Origin of the sequence: Flagellimonas sp. (assembly GCF_965601775.1) — a bacterium.
Classification (GTDB): Bacteria; Bacteroidota; Bacteroidia; order Flavobacteriales; family Flavobacteriaceae; genus Flagellimonas.
In genome coordinates this window covers 1,419,644-1,440,130 of sequence record NZ_OZ271837.1, presented here as the reverse complement: position 1 = coordinate 1,440,130, position 20,487 = coordinate 1,419,644, and the positions used below count along the sequence as shown (strand labels likewise).

The window sequence follows — 20,487 nt, the reverse complement described above, 5'->3', positions numbered from 1 at the left end:
TAATCCAATTACTATGGACACTTATACCTTCCCTCACGAAGTTTATGTTGAAAGAAGTAAATTGGAAGTATTATTTTACATGTCACCGAGAGTTTAGTTGAAAAAATATATAGTAGGACAGTGAAAACGGAATTAGACTTAGAAAACTGGAATCGGCACGAGCATTTTAAGTTTTTCTCCGCATTTGATGAGCCATTCTTTGGAATTACCGTCAGATTGGACTGCACCAATACTTACGAAGAAGCCAAAAACAAACAGGAGTCTTTTTTTCTCTCCTACCTTCATAAATCCTTGGTTGCAGCTAATTCAATTGAGAATTTGCGATACCGAATAGAAGATGACAAGGTCTTTAAATACGAAACTATTGATGCCTCTCCAACCATTAACAGAACGAACGGAACTTTTGGGTTTTCATATCTCAAGTACAATGAGGACTTTGAAGTTTTTAGGGATTTGGCTTTACCTGTAATTCAAGAAGTGAGGGAATCCAAAGGTCTTGTACCGGGAACCGGCAGTCAAAATGTTATTCACTATTCCAGCCTTCCCTGGTTGGACTTTACTTCCGTTTCGCATGCGCGGCATTTCGGTTATAGTGATAGCTGTCCAAAAATTTCATTCGGAAAAATGAAAGAAACCAAGGGAACTTATGAATTTCCGGTTTCCATCCATGTGCATCATGCTCTAGTGGATGGTATTCATGTTGGACAATTTGTAGAGAAGTTTCAAGATTTATTGAATCAAGGATAGTACAAATTCAAAAAAAGAATCTGGAGCTGTCCAAATAAAAAAACCTAAATCGTCATATAAGTGATGGAAAAAACAAACTCATTAATTTTTTGCTTGCTTTTTATAGCTGCAACCTTGGGCAGTGCCCAAGAAAATAAAACGAACAAGACCTTCACCATGATTTACACTCCTGGCGAAAGTTGGAACTATCAAATTCCCTTTAATGAGCAACTCTTTTTTGCGGAACATTCCCAGCACCTACAAAAGTTGAGGAAAAACGGGCTAATCATAGTGGGAGGCAGATATGCAGACAAAGGTTTTATGCTATTGCAAGCAAGGGATAGCGTTGCAGCTGATTCCATTGTAAAAATGGACCTCTCGGTCAAACATCACATATTTGATGTTGAACTATTCGAGTTCAGGCCTTTTTATTATGGGTGTATTGAAAAACACAGCAAGCAAGACAACTAACTGATTAACTATTTGTCATGGAAGAATTTGTCAAAATGTTTGAAGAAGACTCAAAAGCATTGGAAATGGGGTTAAAGCTTCGTCAACTTGTATTGAGTTCTTTCTCTAATTTGGAGGAGTCGGTAATTGGAGGTGCAAAGGTAAAGCTGGCATTGTACAGCAGAGGTGGAAAAAACAATGTCCTATGTGGAATCCAGAAGGGAACAGATGATACTTGTATGTTGTATGTTCACCATGTCGACTCAATCTCCCATGACAGGTTAAAATTTAGCGGCAGCGGCAAACATGCAAAACGAATCAAATTTGTAGATATCGGCGAAATTCTTCCAGAAGATATCAAATGGCTATTGTCTAAAGTACAGGACAATTCGCCCTATTAACTATTTGAAAACTATGAAAAAGAAGGAGTTATTAAAACTATATTTCCTCACTTCGATTTATTTCTTGTTATCAGGTTAACATAGTTAACAAATTCTTTTTTCACATCAGGAAACAAAAACAATAGCCCTACCATATTTGGAAAAACCAGTGCCAGTATCATAGCGTCTGAAAACTTTATTACGGCATCCAAAGTAATTGCAGCGCCCAAAACTGTAAAAACCAAAAACAACACCTTATAGGTCAAATCAATCCATTTTCCGCGTCCAAAAAGGTATTTCCAGGCCTGAAGGCCATAATAAGACCAAGATAGAATGGTAGAAAAGGCAAACAGGCAAACAGCAATCATCAGGACATACGATGAACCTTTTATTGAGCTTTCAAAGGCTAAAGAGGTAATATTAACCCCTCCTAAACGGCTTCCATTTTGCAAAAGTGCCTGTCCATTCACCACATCCCCATAGATAAAGGCACCATCCATATTAAATAAGATAATGACTATGGCCGTCATAGAACAGACCAAAACGGTGTCAATGAAAGGTTCTAAAAGACCAACCAATCCTTCTGAAGCTGGATAAGCTGTATTTACTGCTGAATGCGCAATCGCAGCTGAGCCCGCTCCTGCTTCATTTGAGAATGCAGCACGCCTGAATCCTTGAATCATAACACCCACGAATCCACCGGAAACAGTGGCCATTGGGTTAAATGCTTCAGTCAGAATCAGGGTCAATACATCATCAATCAAGTCAATTTTGGAGAAAATGATAAAAAGTGCAGCTCCTACATACAAAATCGCCATCATAGGCACCACCTTCTCCGTCACCTTGGCAATCCGTTTGATGCCCCCAATAATGACTATTCCAGCGAAAATGGCAAAGACCAACCCAATTATGCTACCCATGGCTGACCCAGAAAGTTCAAATAGCCCTATGATTTGAGCGGCTGCTTGGTTGCTCTGAAACGCATTGCCCCCTCCAAAAGAGGCCCCTACGCAAAGGATGGCAAAAACAACAGCCAAAAACCTACCCAAAACTCCAAGGCCTTTTTCTTTCAAGCCTCTCGACAAATAATACATGGGGCCACCAAAGACTGTCCCATCCTTATCGATATCCCTATATTTTACACCGAGCGTACATTCTACGAACTTAGTTGACATGCCCAGCAATCCTGCCAACACCATCCAAAAAGTTGCTCCCGGCCCTCCAATGGAAATAGCAACCGCTACCAGCGCAATATTGCCAAGACCAACGGTACCTGAGACCGCAGTTGCCAGGGCTTGAAAGTGGTTGACCTCACCTAAATGACCTTCATCCTTGATAGTTCCTTTCAAATCCCCATCTACCGCTAACACCGCAGGTTTCAGTTTTGGTACTTCACGCTCCAACTCATCATATTTTCCACGAACTACCTGAATAGCTGTCGAAAAGTGACGAATGTTTACAAAACCAAAATAGAGGGTAAAAAACAAGGCTCCCAAGATTAGAACAATCAAAACCAAAGGAATTCCAATACCAAAAATGTCTGCTTCTGATAGTATTAAATTTTCCCACCAAATGGCAAAAGGCATAAAACCATCATTTATTCTATCATCCAGGCCTTTTCCCACGGAAGAAGCAATCGATTGAACTTGAAAAGGCAACCTAAAAGCAAAAAACAACGCAGTGCTCATATTCCAAAAATTTTTCGAAATATCAAGTGTAGAATCGGAATAGATGGTTGATGTCGGAATGAATTTAAAAATGTCAGTAGTTCAAAAACTGACAGGATAAGGCTTACATCCCATCCTCTACGTAGATATTCTCTTTTGGAAGAAGCAATCTAATTCTTCTTTCTCGGTTTTCCGACATTTCAAAAAGCGTGGTTTTTAGTGGAACAAAGTGCTTGTCTTTGGTCCAACTTTGCTTGCCAAAAAGGCCATCCAAAAGCGAGACAACAAGTCTTTTTATCTCATTGTGATCGTTGATGTCATAGTTTTTGGAAACATCAAAGTTTTTAGGTTTGATTTCGAGCCATCCGGCGGTTTTGCCAAGCTTGCGTTCAGCAAAGAGCTTAAATAATCTATAATGCGCTGGTGTGAGAGATACCACTCTAGCTTCATTTCCAGGAAATCCCTGTAGAGAAACTTGAAAAACATGCTTGTTATCTTGATCAATACTCTTGAAAAATAGGAGTTTTAGCTGGTTCGGAGTGGGAATAACAGTTTCTGTAAGTTCCTTTACCCAGCTCAAAGCGAGGGCAAAGAAAAGCATAATCAAAGATGTCTTGAATATGGCGGAGAACAGCAACAGGTTAACCGTATTATCCAATAGCTTATATATTTGGGCCACCAAGGTTATTATAATGGTTACCACAGAGAGCCAGGCCAACAAAGGAAGTCGTCTCCTTTCAAATGATTCCCAAAGCACAAAGCCTAAGAAAAATAGGGTCAACAAAGCATAATATACGTCCAATTCACTAATGATTGATGTTGATTGGGCAAGAAACATTTTATGAAGCGTGGGAAGAAGGGCAAAAGCAAAAGGAAGTCCAATGATATAGGGCCAAAACTTAGATTTTATGATATGTGCAAATGGTTTGGGCAGATATCTAAACCAAGGTAGTGCTAAGAGAATAAAAAGGCTATTCAGCAATGAGCATATGCTTTTAAAACCCTCTTTAAAATGAAGACTTGTGCCCATATTCTCCCAGGGGACAATTTCGATAAGACCAGAAACCGACCAACACAAAATTGACAGAGCCAACCATACTTGGCCAAAATCATCTTGCCTTTTCCCGATATGATACCAAATTGATAATAGTGCGAGAAATGCAAAAAGACATACCGAAAATTGCCACCATCCATAGAAAATGGAAATATCCGTGGAAGAAACAATAGTCAAACTTAGCGTATTAACCAAAATCGAGCTTAGTTGCTCAATTTCCGGTACTAAAGATATTTATTTAAAAAAAAGAAAATCAAAATAAAAAGTTCCCGCATCTCCCCAGAATACATTCGTAGGTGAAAGCTTAGTTTTTGTTCGATTCAATACAGATGAGTGATTTGGCTTAATTTTAAAACCACCGGTTGGAAACTGACAGCAACAGGCCTATTCTTTGGCAGTAAATCGAGAGGCAAACCTTCTTTTAGGTCATCTGACCCTTACGAACAACTTATTGAACCTCATCGGCAACCCCTGAAAATGGTTTCTTTTGAACTTTGTTTTCGTTAATCACTAATTACGAATACAATGAAGACTAAAAAAACAATTCTAATTGCTGCCCTTATTTTTGGAGGCTTTACCACCACCAAAGCGCAAACCACCGATGCGCTAATGACCAAAACCCAAATTATTAATGCCTCTGCTGACGAGGTTTGGGGAAGGCTTCGTAAACTTGATAAAGTCGAAGAACTCACTCCTGACTTTATTGGCGATTCGTGGGTTACTGGACCCATTGGCGTAGGTGCTAAGCGTAATTGTACTGCTCCGGGTCAAACTAGAAAAAACACAGAAAACCCAGCATTTACAGAGACCATTTTAATCTATGATGATGAAAAAAGGTTTTATTCCTATTCGGTTTCCGGTGTACCCGCCAAAAACATGGTCAATTCCTTCAAGGTTGTGGACTTAGGATATAAAAAATGTATGGTAGTTTGGAGTTCAGGAGGTTGGACTTTTGTGGAAAATCCCCAGATGAATGAGGAGCAATTTGTAGGCTTTTTGGATACGGTTTCTAACCAAATGATGGCCAGATTGTTTGAATTGCACAATGCTAAATCGTAATCGGATTTTCCTGAAGTAGAAGCACCTTTTTGTAAAAGGTGCTTTTCACATTTTATACCTTTAAGTCATGAAAAAGCATATCCTTTTCGGAATTATTTGCTGTTTTGCTGTTTTCTATCTTACTGCTGGAGACAAGAATTTAGTAATCGATAGTCCCATTTTGGGTACAAAGACCAAAATTGAAGTTTTTCATTTGGGGGCGGCGGAGTCGATTACATCCATCATGTACTTTACAGATGGAGAAAAATTGTTGAAAGCAGGTTTTATGGAACGCCTGCAAACTTTGTTTAAAGCAGGCAAAATTCCCCCTGTTTATCTGGCCTTTGTCAGTTCTGTGGATTTAAAGGACAACATAGACAAACGTAATACCTACTTTTTTTGTAATCCGGACTATTTAGATTTTTTTGAAAAGGAAGTATTACCTCAAACTGAGCAGTTGATTGGCAAATCCTTTATCTCTGCAAACAGGACCTTGGTGGGTATCTCTTTTGGAGGTCTCAATGGAGCGTGGTTTTCGGCCAAATCCAACGCATTTCAAAATTATGCTTTGCTATCCCCGGTCACCTATCCCTGTAAAACCGTAATTGCCGACATCTCCTTTTCGCAAAACGAACGGCTGAACATCTATATTTCAACAGGTGTAAACGATGCTGAGAACTATGTGGGTCCACTTCAAAGTATTTACAAATCAAAAGGGTATAACATACATTCGGAAAAAACTGCTGGAGGTCACGATTTTGAAAACTGGGCAGGACAGCTGGAAACCTTATTTACTTTCTTTTATCACCCAAAATGATACTCGAACACGATTCATATCAACTTCAGGAAACCAAGGTATTTGAAAAGGTCATCTTTAGACCGCCCTTTAAACCTGCCGCTAATTTTGATCAAGAAGCTTGTTTTATTTATTCAGTTGCTGGAGAAGGTATGCTTTATGGAGGGTTGGAACAAAAATCCATCACCTCAAATGAAAGTGTATTGATGAAATGCGGTTCGTTTGTCAATAATTGGATAAGCGGGGGTGCGCGTGAACTCTGTGAAATAATCGCTATTCACGTAACTCCTGAGGTGCTAAACTTCATTTATGAAAACAACACTCCCGAATTCTTAAAAAAAGAAAACGAAATAGGAACCCAGGTTTTTACCAAAATTCCACAAAAAACCATAATCGATGAGTACATCAAAGGATTGCTCTTTTACTTTGAGAATCCTGAGCTTGTAACGGATGATTTGATTGTACTAAAACTAAAAGAGTTGATTCTTTTACTTCATAATATCGATTATCCTGGTATTCGTGGACTACTTACAAGTTTGTTTGACCCTGTGGTTTTGAGTTTTAAGTCCATTGTAAAAGCACAGTTGTTTGAGGATTTGGATATAAAGGACTACGCGGATTTGAACCATATGAGTCTCTCTACCTTCAAACGAAGGTTCAAGGAAATTTTTAAAGATACCCCAGCACACTACATTACAAACAAGCGACTCGAAAAAGCTGCAGAGCTATTGCAGTACACAGACAAAAGGATTACGGATGTTTGTTTCGAATGTGGGTTCAACAGCCTGAGTACCTTCTCAAAATCCTTTTCAAAAAAGTATAGCCTCGCCCCTTCCGAGTATAAAAAGACGTTTTGAACCTTTTTGATAAATCTTTGATTCAGTTCACCAAAGTATTCCGTGCTTCCTTCCTAACATTTGCTATATAAAATAGTTGAATGCCTTAACGGTAAGGCTAATTCTTCTTTCCATACTTGCAATGGAATCCAGAGGAGTTTGTGATGGTTTTAAACGGTCAAACACCTCAATCTATTTGCTAACGACCAGGCGTTCTTATTTCTGGAGTTATTTGATCACTTTGCCTTGATTTCCTGAATGGTTTGTAAAGTTTTTGAGACCAGGGATTGTAGTCCTGCAAAATCTTGCTTCGCTAAAATTTCTTTGGATATAAGCTTTGAACCCATCCCAACACATGTTACACCGGCAGCAAACCAACTTTCAAGATTAGACTTTTCAGTACTCACACCTCCTGTTGGCATGATGCTAGTCCAAGGTTGTGGGCCTTTTATTGCTTTTACAAATCCCGGGCCGTAGGTTGAACCAGGAAACAATTTGATTATCTCACAACCCAATTCCTCTGCTCTATTAATTTCGGTCAAGGAGCCACATCCGGGTGACCATAATACTTTCCTTCGATTGCAAACAATGGCGATGTCTTCCCTTAGGGAAGGGGTTACGATAAAATTGGCTCCCATTTGCATAAACAAAGAGGCCGCTGCTGCATCGGTAATGGACCCAACACCCAAAATCATTCCTGGTAATTCTTTAATGGCGTATTTATTGAGTTCTGAAAAAACCTCAAAAGCGAAATCTCCTCTTGCGGTAAACTCCATTAGCCTTGAACCTCCATCATAACAAGATTTTAGAACCTTTTTTCCCAATTCAATATTGGGATGGTAAAATAAGGGCACCATTCCTTGGGCCCTCATCGTTTCTGCTACTTCTATTCTTGAATATTGTGCCATATCAAACTTATCTTGCTACTCTTCCCGAAGCATCACCGCTCATCAATTTCTCCACTTCGGAGACCGTCACTAGGTTGGCATCTCCTTTAATGGTATGTTTTAAACATGAAGCGGCCACAGCAAAATTCAAAGCATTTTGGTCGTCTTCTGGGTATTTTAAAAGGCCATAAATTAGTCCACCCATAAAGGAATCCCCTCCCCCTACGCGGTCCACAATATGCGTTATTTGATACTCTGGGGATTTATACATGGTTTTTCCATCATACAATACCCCAGCCCAAGTGTTATGCGAAGCTGAAAGGGAGCCTCTAAGCGTAGTAATTACTTTTTTGGCACGTGGGAAACGTTCCATCATCTGTTTACAAACGGATAAAAAGGCTTCTGCCTTAACATGTTCTCCTTGGGTGGTAATATCCAATCCCTCCGGTTTAATGCCAAAGTGCTTTTCCGCATCTTCCTCATTGCCCAAAACTACATCGCAGTAGGCCGTAAGCTCCGACATGATTTCCTCCCTTTTTGCATCATCGCAATACTTCCAAAGTTTGGCGCGGTAATTTAAATCTGTAGATATGGTAACTCCCATTTCACTCGCCACTTTAACCGCTTCAAGACAGGCATCGGCAGCCCCTTGAGAAATTGCTGGCGTTATTCCTGTCCAATGGAACCATTCTACCTTGGTAAAAACTTCCTTCCAATTGATCATGCCTTTTTGTATTTCTGCCATAGCAGAATGGGCTCTGTCATACACCACCTTACTCCCTCTTGAAACCGCACCGGTCTCCAAAAAGTAAATCCCAAGACGGTCTCCCCCAAATATAATTTTATCTGTACCTACTCCGCGTTTCCGCATTTCCATGAGTGCACATTGCCCAATATCATTGTTTGGAAGTCGGGTTACAAAATCCACGGGGACTCCATAATTGGCAAGCGAGACTGCAACATTCGATTCGCCTCCTCCATAAACCACATCAAAATTATTGGCTTGCGAAAATCTCAAAAATCCTTGAGGAGCCAACCGTAACATAATTTCCCCAAATGTGACTACTTTTTTCATTTATTGATTGCTTCTAGTTGATTTTATTCCCTCCGGTTGAATATATACTTTCTCGTACTTCATATTCTCCCGAAAGTCTACTACCTTTTTAATTAAATACCAAGAGCTTGTCCTCCCCCTATTTGAATGGTCTCTGCTGTTAAGAAAGCGGCATCATCACTTACCAAAAAGGAAATTACCGATGCTACTTCCTCTGGTTGTCCTAGACGTCCCAACATAATATTATTTTTCCAAGAAGCAAAAACCTCAGGCTTTGTAGATTTGATTTGCTCGTGAAACGGGGTGTCTATGGTTCCCGGAGAAACCGCATTTACCCGAATACCATACTCCGCCAAGTCTTTTGCCAAGGCCCTTGTTAAGGTATGTACCGCTGCTTTTGAGGTCCCATAGATTCCAGCTCCAGGTCCACCGGCATTCCATCCGGCATTTGAAGTATAATTAATGATGGAAGGGTTCTCCCCCTTCTTCAAAAAAGGAATCGCTGCTCTTGAGACAAAAAAAGTGGAATCCAAATTCAAGGCCATTACTTTTCTATAGAATTCGGTGGTCATTTCCTCAAAACGGGACCTTCCTCCAAGACCTCCGGCATTATTGATCAGCGCATCTATTTTTCCATATTTTTCACCAATTTTATTGATATTGGCGTTGACTTCCTCTTCGTTCGTCACATCAAAACCATAATATTCGGCGTCTATACCTGCGGAAGTAAGTTCATTTATTCGTTCTTCACCTTTCCCATCCTCAATTCCATTTAAAATCACCGTATAGCCGTCTTCACCTAGTCTTTTAGCAACTTGGAAGCCAATACCTCCAGTTGCACCAGTGATAACCGCTATTTTTCCTTTTGAATTACTCATTTTATTTGTTGGATTTAGTTTTAACTATCTAATTTGTTGTTCTTTCAAGGGTTCGATTTTTGGGCATAGTATCCAGACACTTGCCATGGTTATGATGGCCAGTGCTGCTCCAATAATAAATGCCGGTGTGTAGTTTCCACCAGAAGTCAGCCAAGGCACTAAAGCGGTTAAGCCAAAAGCTCCCAATTTTGCTGCCATTCCTGCCAAACCGGCTAGTGTACCTACTGACTTTCCGCCCAATAAATCACTTGGCAAGGTTTGTACATTTCCGATGGCAACTTGAAAACCAAATAGGATTATGGCCATCAACACCACGGCTATTTCAGGTCCACCAGGATTAGCCATGGCCAATAAGGTGGGTAACATTATCAAGCAACCTAACGTAATGACCAACTTGCGGGTTTTGTTTACCGTCCAACCTGCTTTAATTCGATTTTGCGCTAAAAGTCCTCCAAACCAAGCTCCTATCATAGCACCTACATAAGGTACCCAAGCATAAAAGCCAATGGCTTTCACATCCATACCATACACTTCATTGAGATATATGGGTATCCAAAAAATGAACAACCACCAGATGGGATCAATTGCAGCAGATGCAATAATAACACCCCAGCTTTCTTTATGGGACAGCATTTTGCCCGTTGCGGGATTGTACCCTTCATCCTGTATGCCATCCCCATCGTTGTCTTGGTTCTGTTGTCCGGTCAAAATATATGTTCGCTCCTCGTCAGAAATCCAAGGATGTTTTGCTGGGGGCGATTTTACCAGAATCCACCACGGAACAAGCCAAATGAGTCCTAATAAGCCTACCAGAATAAAAATATAATGCCAGCTGAAATAGATGGATAGCAAGCCAATGGTTGGAAAAGCAACAATTCCTCCAATTGCTGCACCCGAATTGAAGATTCCTTGTGCAAACGCCCGCTCTTTGGTCGGAAACCATTCTGCATTTCCTTTTGCCGCTCCAGGCCAATTTCCTGCCTCGGCGATACCCAATAAAGAACGAAAAATGGAAAGACTCACAACTCCTTTTGCCAAGGCATGTAATGCTGTGGCTAAAGACCAAAATCCTATGGATAAGGTAAATCCTAATCTTGTTCCAATCTTGTCAAAAATCTTCCCAAAAATGGCTTGCCCAAATGCGTAGGAAAAAATGAAGAAAGTGGAAATCAATGCGTAGATTGCCTTTCTTTCATCCGAGGTTTTATCTGGGTAAAGCTCCTGGGCCATATCTGGCCATAATACAGGTAATGCTTGTCTGTCTATGTAGTTGATAACGGTTGCCAACGCTATCAACGTTATAACCCACCAACGTAAGCCTTTAAGTTTCATATTTTAATAGTCTAGGGTTTGAAAACCCATTAAATCTGGATAATCTCAATATTAAAATCCTCGTCTATCTAAGTAGAAACTACATGAAATACATCCCCATCCCGTTGATAATGGATTATCGTATTTTCTTCGTTAAGTTCTACTTCCCTCCTATTTTCTATTCCATGGTAAAAACGAAGCGTGCATTTCCATTTTTACCCGTACTCTTAGGTATTGTAGCAATATTGGTACAATACTTTAAAGTGTGCCTTCATCTTTTCTTTCCCTCTTTTTGGGTCTCCATCCTTGATGGCCTCAAAAATTTCTTTGTGCTCAGAAATTCCCTGCATCGACAGATTTGAGTCACAAACATGATACTTTTCAAAGTTTGTGATAATCTCCGGCGTAATGATTAACATGAACGTGTTCATAGTGACATTTTTACTTGCTTTGGCAATTGCCAAATGAAAAAGTAAGTCTTCCTCCACTGCACTTTCACCATTGAGAACTTTAGCCTCATAAGCGTCCAAAGCTTCCTTAAGTTTTTCCAAATCCTCATCAGTCCTGCGCAATGCCGCCAATTTCACGGTTTTCAATTCCAAAAGAATCCTTGTTTCAACCAACGACTTAAAATCGGGGTCTTCCAATCTTAAAATATCGTCGAGCATACCGCTCATCGCGACCCTCCCAATATTTGCAATGAACGTTCCGCTTTGAGGTCTGGATTTCAAAATTCCGTAGAACTCCAATTTTTGAATGGCTTCCCGAATATTGCTTCGACTTACCTGAAATCTTTCGGTCAACATCCTTTCCGAAGGTAATTTATCCCCTGGCTCCAGATTCTTATACTCTATATAATCTCTTAGCTTAGAGATGATTTCCCGTTGGATATTGCTATTCTCGTTTTTTGTTAAAATCTCTACTTTCATATTCTAAACCAGATTGGTTAACCAGATTGGTTTGTTAAATTTAAACAATTCTTTCAACAAATAATGGGTTAATTCAGCTTTTTTTTTGGAAGAAAAGAGCTATTGACAACATTCATTATCAATAGCCCCCCTAAATAACTAAACTAACTCAAATTATTCCTAATGATTAACCTCAAGTTCATAAATCTTTACCTTGGCAAAAGCACCTTCATCCGTGGTCTGCAAATAATTCCCGGCCTTAAAGTAATTCTCAAAAACACCCCATTTATCCATGCTTGGACTATCAAACACTACGGATTCCGTATCATTTAAAATTACTTCCATTCGTCCTTCACTTGCCTTTATTTCCAGAGTAAACTTATCAAACCCCACTTCTTGGCTAAAGTTAAACCCATCGTCATCTGTCCATGCATCCGTATATAAAAGGGCTGTACCTGTGGTACTTTCATCCTTTACTATTTTACTTTTTACCCTGATGATTCCATTTTGCCAGTAAATTTTCAAAACCGGAGGAGCGTTGTTATCGTCCTCCCCTATCAAATCCCGCTGTTCATTGGTAAGTCTTCCGTGAATTTGCATTATGATTGTACGATGATATTTATCATCACTATCTTTTGAAATTTCCTCCATGGCCATTACACCTTTCAAGGTTCCCCCTTGACCAAAGGTCCAGTTCGTACTATTGCTTCCAGGAACCATTTGTTCCCTTAGCTCGGTGCGAGATCTTGAAGAATTAGGTGTTGTAACGCCCGGATAGGTATAAAACACCAAGGACCCATCAATTGAATCGTTGTACATAAAAGGGAGGAGGGTCTCGTTGGTAGCATAATCCAAAATTTCAGGTGGTTCCACTTCCGTAGGTTTACCATTGTTTCCTATGGGCAAGGTTACCTTCCAATTGTTCAGGTCGATATCCGGCAAGACAAAAGATTGGTCTCCTTGTGTATCATTTTCCTCCTCAGTTTCCTCTTCCGTTTCTTCGTCTGTAGATTGACCATCTCCCCCACCACTACCGTTGTCTTGTGAACTTGTGTCCTCTCCCGTGGTCCAAACTAAAGGTTCCTCTTCCTTCGGCTCATTTTGACCGCAGGACAGCATAAGCACAAAGCTGCTAAGGATGAACAAAATAAAGTAAGGGTATAGTTTTGTATTCTTTTTCATGTTGTTGGCCGATTTAATGGGAAACCTCCAATTCATAAAGATTGACTTTGGCATATGCCCCTTTATCCCTTGTCTGGAAATAGTTCCCCACCTTGAAATAATTTTCAAAAACACCCCACCTTCGCATACTCGCATCGTCATAAACAAAAAATTCATTTTTATTGAGCGATACGACCATTTTTCCATCGCTAACTTTGACTTCGATAAGAAACTTTCCGGAACCCACTTCTTCTTTGAAGGTTCGCCCCTCATCATCACCCCAGGCCTCTTCATGTAAAATACCTTCGGCAGATACACTTTTTGATTTAAGCACTTTGGTTTTAACGCGAATCTTACCTTCCTTCCAGTACACTTTCAAAATGGGCGGAGCATTATTATCTTTTTGTCCAATCAAATCCCGTTGTTCATTGGTCAGTCTCCCATGAATCTGAACAACAATAGTGCGATGGGGTTTTCCGTCGGAATTTTTAGTGATTTCAGGAACGGACATCTTTGCTTTTAAATAACCGCCGTCTGCGAACGTCCAGTTGACATTGTCATTCCCCGGTTCCATTTGTTCCCTAAGTTCAGACCTTGAATATTTGGTGTTTGCTGTAGTTGCCTTACTGGGGTATGCATAAAAAACAAGTGCCCCAGCACTGGAATCATTGTACATGTATGGTCGCAGTGTTTCATTGTTCGCATAATCCAGTATTTCCGGAGGTGCAACACTAATAGCTCCACCTTTGCCACTACCCTCCGGTATAGTCACTTTCCAATGGCTTAAATCAACTTTTGGCAACCTGTATTTTTTCTTTTTCTTCTTCTTTTTCCTGACTTGGGCTGGAACATTTTCAACCGTATCAGAATTCTCTTGGATCTGTGCAAAGCAACATTCCACAGAAAAGAATAAAAAAGCACATAAAAAGGTTACCAAAAGTCTCATCATATTGACAGTGTATAATTTCTTAAGCAATACCCGTTAGTTGACGGCTGTAATAATTACCGAATCTATTCTAATTTCTTCGTCTCCACTTGCATATCCATAGCGGGCAAAATCTGCAGGATCTTCAGGACCAGAATTTCCGATACCCCGTATAAAGAGTGCTACACTATCGTTTGCACCTGAATTAAAGGTAAAGACAAAGCTTCTGTAGTCACCGCTATCCGGATTATTGACAACTTGGATGGTTAAGTTGTTGTCCGCTTCTTCAATTTGAGCCACCGTGGCATATCCAAATCCACTTTGAGGGATTTCAGTAGTGTCCGTAAAGTAAACTGGTGTATAGCCATCAACATAACCTTCGCCTGCCAAAACTCGTATTTCCAGAGAACTTGGAAGGTCCCCAGCTTGATCCGACTGGAAAAGATAGGGTATTTCAACTCGATATTCCGCATTGGGAACAACCGCAAATTCTTGATATGCATGGTCAGGTTCTGCATTGTCCAACTTAAGCACATCCGAACCATTACCGCTACTTGACTCTCCTTGTTCACCTACATCCGTATTGATCCAACCCGAACAGGTACAGTCTGAGCCTGAAGATTTTGGCAACCTATCAAAGTCCATATTTAGTAATACGGGGTCTGGCACCGCAGGAGCTTCTGGCTCTATTAGTTCAATGGTTTCAGAGTAGGTAGCTGATTGATTCAATGCATCTGAAACGGTTAAGGTTACCGTAAAAGAGCCCTCTCCTGCATAGGTATGCACCGGGTCAACTTCTGTAGATGTGGTTCCGTCTCCCAAATCCCATGCGAAGGTTGTTGCATTACTCGATTGGTTGGCAAAACTGACTTCATTGAATGTCTCAACCTCAACACCATTCGTAAAAGTGAAAAATGCTGTAGGTGGTGTTTCATCCACTTGGGAATTTGCTTCCGGAAGTTCGTCTATAAAATCACAGGAAACAAAAACTATGCAAAGCAGTAGTGATAAAGTTTTTACTCTGAACATTACTATTCTATTTAAAACATTTTTTTTCATAACATTCTTATTAATTAGGGTACCCTGGATTTTGCTCTAAAAAGCCTTGGCTGATTGATATTTCCGCCGCCGGAATTGGGAGTAAAAGCTCAAAAGCCTGAAAATCATGGCTGTTGGCCGCTGAGAACTCTGATAATACTTGCTGTGCAACACCAAATCGTTTTAAGTCCAGAAAACGATGATTCTCGAAAGCTAGCTCCACACGGCGTTCGTTCATCAAGTCCTCCATAGTTATTTCCGTCACCGGATCGGTCAATCCAGCTCTATCCCTAACTGCCTGAAATGATTCCAAAGCAGCCGGAGCAGTAGTAGACATTCCTCCTGCAAGGATTGACTCCACATGAAGCAGCAATACATCCGCATATCGCGTGACAATCCAATCATTTCCAGCTATCCTTGGATTAGCGGGAGCCGAAGTCACACCAACATTTTCATCCACTATGGGTAAAAACTTTACGGTTTGAAATAAACCAGGATTTCCAGGGTCTTCCCGGAATGAGAATTGCCCTCTATTTCCACCAAAGGCGTCAAACGCTGCTACCAGTTCCGCCGTGGCATAATTGGAACCTGTTCCACGTCCAACCGCATCCAAAAACTCAGCTGAAAAGCCTTGACTATCATTAACGTTAGTATCATCAAAGCCAATGGAAAAAATGGTTTCGCTATTATCTTCTGTGTAGAATATATCCAAGAAATCATCCTCAAGCGCGTAATCGCCACTATCAATTACTTCTTCCAACAAGCGTTGCGCTTCTAAATAATTGATTCCCAAGGTAAGATATACTTTAGCCAAAAAAGTTTGGGCTGCCGCTTTGGAAGCTCTGGTTCTGAATCCATTGTCCAAATCACTGGCCACTGCAAACTGTAGGTCCTGTAGTATAAGATCATAAACCTCATTTTCCGGAACCCTGGTAAAGGCAATTTCCGTTTCATCAGGAAAAATAACGCGATCTACCAAGGGAACACCTCCATAGTAGCGAACCAAATTAAAATATGCATAAGCTCTTAAGAAACGGGCTTCAGCTTCAAATCTGTTGGCATTATCTGAGGAAGCATTTTCCAAGTTTTCCAAAACTGCGTTGGCTGTAAAAATGATTCTATACATACTACGGTAATACGTAATAATCGCCGCCGTCTGTGGGGTTACCGTAAAAGTTTCAAAGTCGAAGCCTTGAGGAGACCCACTTTTGGTTCTTGCATTATCACTTAAGATTTCCCCCATTTGGTATTCAATTTGAATCCCGAGGTACGGATTGTTAAACCCACCATCTCCCTCTAAGGGATTACTTCCCTGCAAGGCATTGTAGATGTTTATGATTCCAGATAGTATTTCTTCATCATTATTGAAAAAATCATCAATGGTGGTGGCATTTACGGGCTCAGGCTCCAAATCACAGGCACATATCGTGAAACCGAGACAAAGTGCTAATATTTTTAATCGTTTCATAAGTCTTTTTTTTGTCTGTTAAAATTCAACATTGAGTCCTAACGTAATTGTTCTATTGATAGCTGTACCTCCTCTTTGGTAGCCAAAGGTCAATGGGCCATTGGGAAGCGCCCGAACATGCTCGGGGTTCCACCCGGAATAGTCTGAAGCAGTTATGAACAGTAAATTTTGGCCTGTTGCATACAACCTCAGGTTGGTTAGCTTTAAAGCAGAGGTAATATCCCTTGGGAAATTATACCCAAGACTAACCGTCCGGAGTGCTACGTACCCGGCATTTTGCACTAATTGACTTGTAAATATTCGCTGTACCAAAAACTGCTGGTCAGGAGTAATAGAGCGGTCAAAGTCTACAGTATTACTGTTGAAAAAGTCAAAAATGTACTGGTCTCCCAAGTTGTACGTTTTAGCTCCATGACTTCCTTGAAACAAGAAACTGAAGTCCATATTGCCAACTCGTAAATCGTTACCAAAACTCCAGATTAAATCTGGGTAGGGATCTCCCAAAATTGTTTTGTCATCTTCATCAATAAGTCCATCACCATTTAAATCCTTGGCGTATGCAAATTGGGTTCTGTTTCCTACCTGTCGGAAAGGGTCGCTCAAAAATTCGAAGGGTATATCCCTGTCGAATACGTAGCCATAAAATGAAGATATGGGTTGTCCCTCCTGATTGATCCATTCTACCAGTCTACTACCGTCTCCGGTATTGACAACCTGTCCATTTGAATCCCCAAATTCCACCAATGTATTTTCGTTGAATGACCCAATCAGGGTTGCCCCCCACCTCACTTTTTCGGTGCTTATTAAACGAGTTCTAAGCTCAAATTCCACTCCTTCATTTTCCACTTCGCCCAAGTTCACCAAGGCATTGGTGAAACCTGTGGTTCCCGCAACAGGATTATTTAGGAGGAGGTTGTCACTGGTTCTTTTGTAGTAGTCTATGGAACCTGAAACTACATTGTTGAACAGGCCGAAATCAACCCCAGGGTTTATCTCAATAGATCGTTCCCATTGCAAATTTGGGTTTGGAATATTGGCAGGGTCAAAACCATTCACAATAGTTCCATCAACCACAGCACTGGATGGTTGCAATAATGCTAATGAAGGATAATTATCCGTTAGAAATGACCCAGAAGCTAGGTCATTTGTACCAGTAACCCCATAACTCACACGAAACTTCAGTTGATTTACGACATTGCTATCCTTTAAAAAATCTTCGTTGGATACTACCCAACCCAAGGAAGCAGCTGGAAATCCACCATACTTGACATCTCTACCAAATATGGAACTTCCATCCGTTCTATAACTTGCATTGAAAAGGTATTTTCCATCATAGGAGTAGATAGCTCTCCCGAAAAAGGAATTTAGAAAGTTTTCGTATTCAAAGGCTGTTGCTTGATTAATTATGGAACCTCCTCCAACGTTGGGTATCAGGTCGGAAGTAAATCCGCTAGTCTCAATAATGGATTCCTCGAAGAATCTATGTTCAAAGGAAGCACCGGCAATGGCACTAATTTCATGTTTGCCACTGGTTTTATTGTAACTCAGAATATTGTCAGATATTAAGGCATACCTGCTTCTAGTATCATTTCTGGCGTTAGCACCGGCAGCTCCATTTCTGGATTCATTTACACCTTCATAGTTTGTCCTTATTCGATTTTCATAGGTTGCCGTAAAGGAAGACCTAAAACTTAAATCTTTTGTGAACTTGTAGTCTGCGTACAACCTTCCATAAAAATTATAACGATCCTCAAATCGTTCCCTTTCGAGCAACTTGGCCAAGGGATTAATATTACTGGTATTACTTACATCCGTTCCGCTACCCACAGGAACACCCAGGAAGTTACCATTGGAATCAAAAATACTTGTGGCACCATCTGGAAATGCAAAATCATCGAACATTCTTTGAAGTACATAATCTCCAACTTGGGCGTTCGCATATCTTCCTCCGTCCCTAACACGATTGACAAAATTGATATTGGTCTCATCCAATCTGGCCGGAACCCATGACGGCTGGCGAATAACATCATAAAGGCCAGTGGCGCTAAATCGTCTTCTATTGGAAAAAGATGGAGAAAAGCTGGCACCAATTTTCCATTTATCTGAAAGTTCCGTATCCAATTTTAATTGGGCCTGATACCGTTCGAAACTATCCGTTAAAAGCACCCCATCATCAGAAACATAACTTATGTTGACATTATATTTGGTCTTTTTTGTCCCTCCTCGAACACTTAAGCTATGGCTTTGAATAGTACCGCCGTTTAGGATAATATCTTGCCAATTGTTTTCAGCATTGATGAGCTGTCTCATTTGGCTCCCCAGTGAAAGTCCTCCAGTTATGGCAATCTCTCTTTGGAGCTCCCCTTCAAAATCAATATCATAATCATCACTTCTTCTACCTTCCTTGAAACCGGTAAACGTATTATACGTAAATCTTGGTTTACCCTCTTTACCCTGCTTGGTCGTAATTTGTATTACACCGTTCGCTCCCCTAGAACCGAAAATGGCCGCTGAAGCCGCATCTTTTAAAACTTCAAACGATTCTACATTGTTCATGTCCAGGTTTGTCAAGAAATCGGAATCCACTACCGCTCCATCCAAAACCACTAGAGGACCACTATTTGAAGTAATGGAGCCTACCCCACGAATACGAATGGTTGGCGCTCCACCCGCTTCACCTTCAGTATTTTGAATATTTACCCCGGCAGCCTGACCAATCAATGCTTCGTCAACACGAGAAACAGAAATTTGTTCTAAATCGTCATTTACTACCTTGGAAATTGCTCCGGTAAGCAAGGACTTCTTCTGCGTACCATATCCAATGACGACAACCTCATCCAATCGCTCTGTATCTTCCTGTAGAACAATGTTGATGGTTTGTTGGTTTTCAATGATTACCGTCTGCGCTGCGTATCCAATATAGGAGAAACGCAATACCTCTCCTGAGGACACTGCGATGGAATAATTTCCATCAAAATCCGTTTGGACCCCCCTATCCGTGTTCATTACAACAACGTTGGCCCCGGGAATGGGAACACTGTTGGCATCCGATACCGTCCCAACGACGGTAATGGTCTGCTGTGCAAAAAGCTGGATATTGACTAGCAGTAATCCAACTAATAAAAGTTTAGTTCTTAAGCTCATTTGTTAAATAGTTAATTACAGTTTGAATGATTCTGATGGCGTTCTGAACATCGAAACCATTATAGTCACAACAAATAGCTAGTATGAAATTTGGAAGAATTTGATTATTTTTGAATTCTTCAAATTATATTTCGATATGTATTTGTTGAATTTTACTTCCCTCCGAAAGAAGTAATTTATAAAAGGATAGGCGTGCACCTGTCCTTTTTTTGTTTATCTCAATTGATTTAGTTGTTGTTTTCAGGTTTGCTTCATTTGAATAACCAAACTGGTTAACCAAATTGGTTTACCAAATATATGTTATATAAAAGCCAAAAAAAAATGATTTCTTCATTTAAATGTTAAAATTTTAAAGATTTATCGAATTTGTTCATGCAAAAATCATATACACTAAACAAAATCAACAGCGTTGATTCTTATTGCATGAAATCTTCCCTTATAGGACTGAAAACATCAATTAAGACTCCCGCCTCCGTACAAATGGCACCGTGCATGGCGTGAGGTGGAATATAGAAGGCATCCCCTCCTTTTAATGTCTGGGTTTTTCCATCTATGGTGACATCAAAACTTCCACTTTCCACATAGGTGACTTGCGAATGGTAATGTTCATGCATTTGCCCAACAGCACCCACCTCAAAATGAACTTTTACCAACATAATTTTATCATCGTATCCCATGATTTTTCGCTTTAAACCTGGTCCTACCGTTTCCCAGTCCAACTCATTTCCATTAATGAATTCTTTACTTGCTCCGAATGTTTTCATAG

19 protein-coding genes are annotated in these 20,487 nt (G+C 40.4%); 6 read left to right on the top strand and 13 right to left on the bottom strand.

Annotated features, from left to right (window positions below):
- The first annotated feature begins 120 nt into the window (after positions 1-120).
- The 3 genes from ACSLUF_RS06780 (at position 121) to ACSLUF_RS06770 (ending at position 1,577) form a co-directional block, all read left to right on the top strand.
- Entirely contained in the window at positions 121-747 is a 627-nt protein-coding gene (locus ACSLUF_RS06780; protein ID WP_435625349.1) for a CatA-like O-acetyltransferase, read from the top strand.
- 63 nt (positions 748-810) lie between these two features.
- Entirely contained in the window at positions 811-1,197 is a 387-nt protein-coding gene (locus tag ACSLUF_RS06775; RefSeq protein ID WP_435625348.1) for a hypothetical protein, read from the top strand.
- A 17-nt stretch (positions 1,198-1,214) separates the two neighbouring features.
- Complete coding sequence (locus ACSLUF_RS06770; RefSeq protein ID WP_435625347.1) at positions 1,215-1,577, top strand: hypothetical protein; 363 nt, start codon at positions 1,215-1,217, stop codon at positions 1,575-1,577.
- Between the two features lie 47 nt (positions 1,578-1,624).
- Here the strand turns inward: ACSLUF_RS06770 and ACSLUF_RS06765 are convergent, their stop codons facing one another.
- Together ACSLUF_RS06765 and ACSLUF_RS06760 are read right to left on the bottom strand one after the other, a co-directional pair.
- A complete protein-coding gene (locus tag ACSLUF_RS06765) occupies positions 1,625-3,244 on the bottom strand; it encodes an alanine/glycine:cation symporter family protein (RefSeq protein WP_435625346.1) in 1,620 nt (539 codons plus the stop codon).
- Between the two features lie 103 nt (positions 3,245-3,347).
- Entirely contained in the window at positions 3,348-4,472 is a 1,125-nt protein-coding gene (locus ACSLUF_RS06760; RefSeq protein WP_435625345.1) for a hypothetical protein, read from the bottom strand.
- 330 nt (positions 4,473-4,802) lie between these two features.
- Between ACSLUF_RS06760 and ACSLUF_RS06755 the strand changes: the two genes are divergently transcribed.
- From ACSLUF_RS06755 to ACSLUF_RS06745, 3 genes are all read left to right on the top strand, one after another.
- Positions 4,803-5,336: an SRPBCC family protein gene (locus ACSLUF_RS06755; RefSeq protein WP_435625344.1), complete on the top strand. Its 534-nt coding sequence runs from the start codon at positions 4,803-4,805 to the stop codon at positions 5,334-5,336.
- 67 nt (positions 5,337-5,403) lie between these two features.
- On the top strand, positions 5,404-6,132 hold the full coding sequence (locus ACSLUF_RS06750) for an alpha/beta hydrolase-fold protein (RefSeq protein ID WP_435625343.1): 729 nt from the start codon (positions 5,404-5,406) through the stop codon (positions 6,130-6,132).
- Complete coding sequence (locus tag ACSLUF_RS06745) at positions 6,129-6,968, top strand: helix-turn-helix domain-containing protein (RefSeq protein ID WP_435625342.1); 840 nt, start codon at positions 6,129-6,131, stop codon at positions 6,966-6,968. The genes ACSLUF_RS06750 and ACSLUF_RS06745 overlap by 4 nt, the downstream gene beginning before the upstream one ends.
- 215 nt (positions 6,969-7,183) lie before the next feature.
- On the opposite strand, the gene ACSLUF_RS06740 is transcribed toward ACSLUF_RS06745, so the two are convergent.
- The 11 genes from ACSLUF_RS06740 to ACSLUF_RS06690 all read right to left on the bottom strand — a co-directional run bounded on the left by ACSLUF_RS06740 (position 7,184) and on the right by ACSLUF_RS06690 (position 20,485).
- Entirely contained in the window at positions 7,184-7,855 is a 672-nt protein-coding gene (locus tag ACSLUF_RS06740; RefSeq protein ID WP_435625341.1) for a bifunctional 4-hydroxy-2-oxoglutarate aldolase/2-dehydro-3-deoxy-phosphogluconate aldolase, read from the bottom strand.
- Between the two features lie 7 nt (positions 7,856-7,862).
- Positions 7,863-8,909: a PfkB family carbohydrate kinase gene (locus ACSLUF_RS06735; RefSeq protein WP_435625340.1), complete on the bottom strand. Its 1,047-nt coding sequence runs from the start codon at positions 8,907-8,909 to the stop codon at positions 7,863-7,865.
- Positions 8,910-9,001: 92 nt separating this feature from the next.
- Positions 9,002-9,766, bottom strand: a complete 765-nt coding sequence (locus ACSLUF_RS06730; protein ID WP_435625339.1) for an SDR family NAD(P)-dependent oxidoreductase — start codon at positions 9,764-9,766, stop codon at positions 9,002-9,004.
- Between the two features lie 24 nt (positions 9,767-9,790).
- Positions 9,791-11,098, bottom strand: coding sequence for an MFS transporter (locus ACSLUF_RS06725; protein ID WP_435625338.1), 1,308 nt, complete (start codon positions 11,096-11,098; stop codon positions 9,791-9,793).
- 206 nt (positions 11,099-11,304) lie between these two features.
- On the bottom strand, positions 11,305-12,006 hold the full coding sequence (locus ACSLUF_RS06720; RefSeq protein ID WP_435625337.1) for a FadR/GntR family transcriptional regulator: 702 nt from the start codon (positions 12,004-12,006) through the stop codon (positions 11,305-11,307).
- Positions 12,007-12,165: 159 nt separating this feature from the next.
- Entirely contained in the window at positions 12,166-13,167 is a 1,002-nt protein-coding gene (locus tag ACSLUF_RS06715; RefSeq protein ID WP_435625336.1) for a polysaccharide lyase family 7 protein, read from the bottom strand.
- 13 nt (positions 13,168-13,180) lie between these two features.
- Positions 13,181-14,092, bottom strand: a complete 912-nt coding sequence (locus ACSLUF_RS06710) for a polysaccharide lyase family 7 protein (protein ID WP_435625821.1) — start codon at positions 14,090-14,092, stop codon at positions 13,181-13,183.
- A 36-nt stretch (positions 14,093-14,128) separates the two neighbouring features.
- Positions 14,129-15,100: a PKD domain-containing protein gene (locus ACSLUF_RS06705; protein ID WP_435625335.1), complete on the bottom strand. Its 972-nt coding sequence runs from the start codon at positions 15,098-15,100 to the stop codon at positions 14,129-14,131.
- A gap of 40 nt (positions 15,101-15,140) precedes the next feature.
- Entirely contained in the window at positions 15,141-16,577 is a 1,437-nt protein-coding gene (locus ACSLUF_RS06700; RefSeq protein ID WP_435625334.1) for a RagB/SusD family nutrient uptake outer membrane protein, read from the bottom strand.
- A gap of 18 nt (positions 16,578-16,595) precedes the next feature.
- Positions 16,596-19,721: a SusC/RagA family TonB-linked outer membrane protein gene (locus ACSLUF_RS06695; protein ID WP_435625333.1), complete on the bottom strand. Its 3,126-nt coding sequence runs from the start codon at positions 19,719-19,721 to the stop codon at positions 16,596-16,598.
- A 416-nt stretch (positions 19,722-20,137) separates the two neighbouring features.
- Entirely contained in the window at positions 20,138-20,485 is a 348-nt protein-coding gene (locus ACSLUF_RS06690) for a cupin domain-containing protein (RefSeq protein WP_435625332.1), read from the bottom strand.
- Positions 20,486-20,487 lie beyond the last annotated feature (2 nt).

What these genes read in the sequence shown, in the direction of transcription:
- ACSLUF_RS06775 (WP_435625348.1), top strand. Translation starts at nt 811, where the DNA reads ATGGAAAAAACAAACTCATTAATTTTTTGCTTGCTTTTTATAGCTGCA.
- ACSLUF_RS06770 (WP_435625347.1), top strand. Translation starts at nt 1,215, where the DNA reads ATGGAAGAATTTGTCAAAATGTTTGAAGAAGACTCAAAAGCATTGGAA.
- ACSLUF_RS06765 (WP_435625346.1), bottom strand. Translation starts at nt 3,244, where the DNA reads ATGAGCACTGCGTTGTTTTTTGCTTTTAGGTTGCCTTTTCAAGTTCAA.
- ACSLUF_RS06755 (WP_435625344.1), top strand. Translation starts at nt 4,803, where the DNA reads ATGAAGACTAAAAAAACAATTCTAATTGCTGCCCTTATTTTTGGAGGC.
- ACSLUF_RS06750 (WP_435625343.1), top strand. Translation starts at nt 5,404, where the DNA reads ATGAAAAAGCATATCCTTTTCGGAATTATTTGCTGTTTTGCTGTTTTC.
- ACSLUF_RS06745 (WP_435625342.1), top strand. Translation starts at nt 6,129, where the DNA reads ATGATACTCGAACACGATTCATATCAACTTCAGGAAACCAAGGTATTT.
- ACSLUF_RS06740 (WP_435625341.1), bottom strand. Translation starts at nt 7,855, where the DNA reads ATGGCACAATATTCAAGAATAGAAGTAGCAGAAACGATGAGGGCCCAA.
- ACSLUF_RS06735 (WP_435625340.1), bottom strand. Translation starts at nt 8,909, where the DNA reads ATGAAAAAAGTAGTCACATTTGGGGAAATTATGTTACGGTTGGCTCCT.
- ACSLUF_RS06730 (WP_435625339.1), bottom strand. Translation starts at nt 9,766, where the DNA reads ATGAGTAATTCAAAAGGAAAAATAGCGGTTATCACTGGTGCAACTGGA.
- ACSLUF_RS06725 (WP_435625338.1), bottom strand. Translation starts at nt 11,098, where the DNA reads ATGAAACTTAAAGGCTTACGTTGGTGGGTTATAACGTTGATAGCGTTG.
- ACSLUF_RS06720 (WP_435625337.1), bottom strand. Translation starts at nt 12,006, where the DNA reads ATGAAAGTAGAGATTTTAACAAAAAACGAGAATAGCAATATCCAACGG.
- ACSLUF_RS06715 (WP_435625336.1), bottom strand. Translation starts at nt 13,167, where the DNA reads ATGAAAAAGAATACAAAACTATACCCTTACTTTATTTTGTTCATCCTT.
- ACSLUF_RS06710 (WP_435625821.1), bottom strand. Translation starts at nt 14,092, where the DNA reads ATGAGACTTTTGGTAACCTTTTTATGTGCTTTTTTATTCTTTTCTGTG.
- ACSLUF_RS06705 (WP_435625335.1), bottom strand. Translation starts at nt 15,100, where the DNA reads ATGTTCAGAGTAAAAACTTTATCACTACTGCTTTGCATAGTTTTTGTT.
- ACSLUF_RS06700 (WP_435625334.1), bottom strand. Translation starts at nt 16,577, where the DNA reads ATGAAACGATTAAAAATATTAGCACTTTGTCTCGGTTTCACGATATGT.
- ACSLUF_RS06695 (WP_435625333.1), bottom strand. Translation starts at nt 19,721, where the DNA reads ATGAGCTTAAGAACTAAACTTTTATTAGTTGGATTACTGCTAGTCAAT.
- ACSLUF_RS06690 (WP_435625332.1), bottom strand. Translation starts at nt 20,485, where the DNA reads ATGAAAACATTCGGAGCAAGTAAAGAATTCATTAATGGAAATGAGTTG.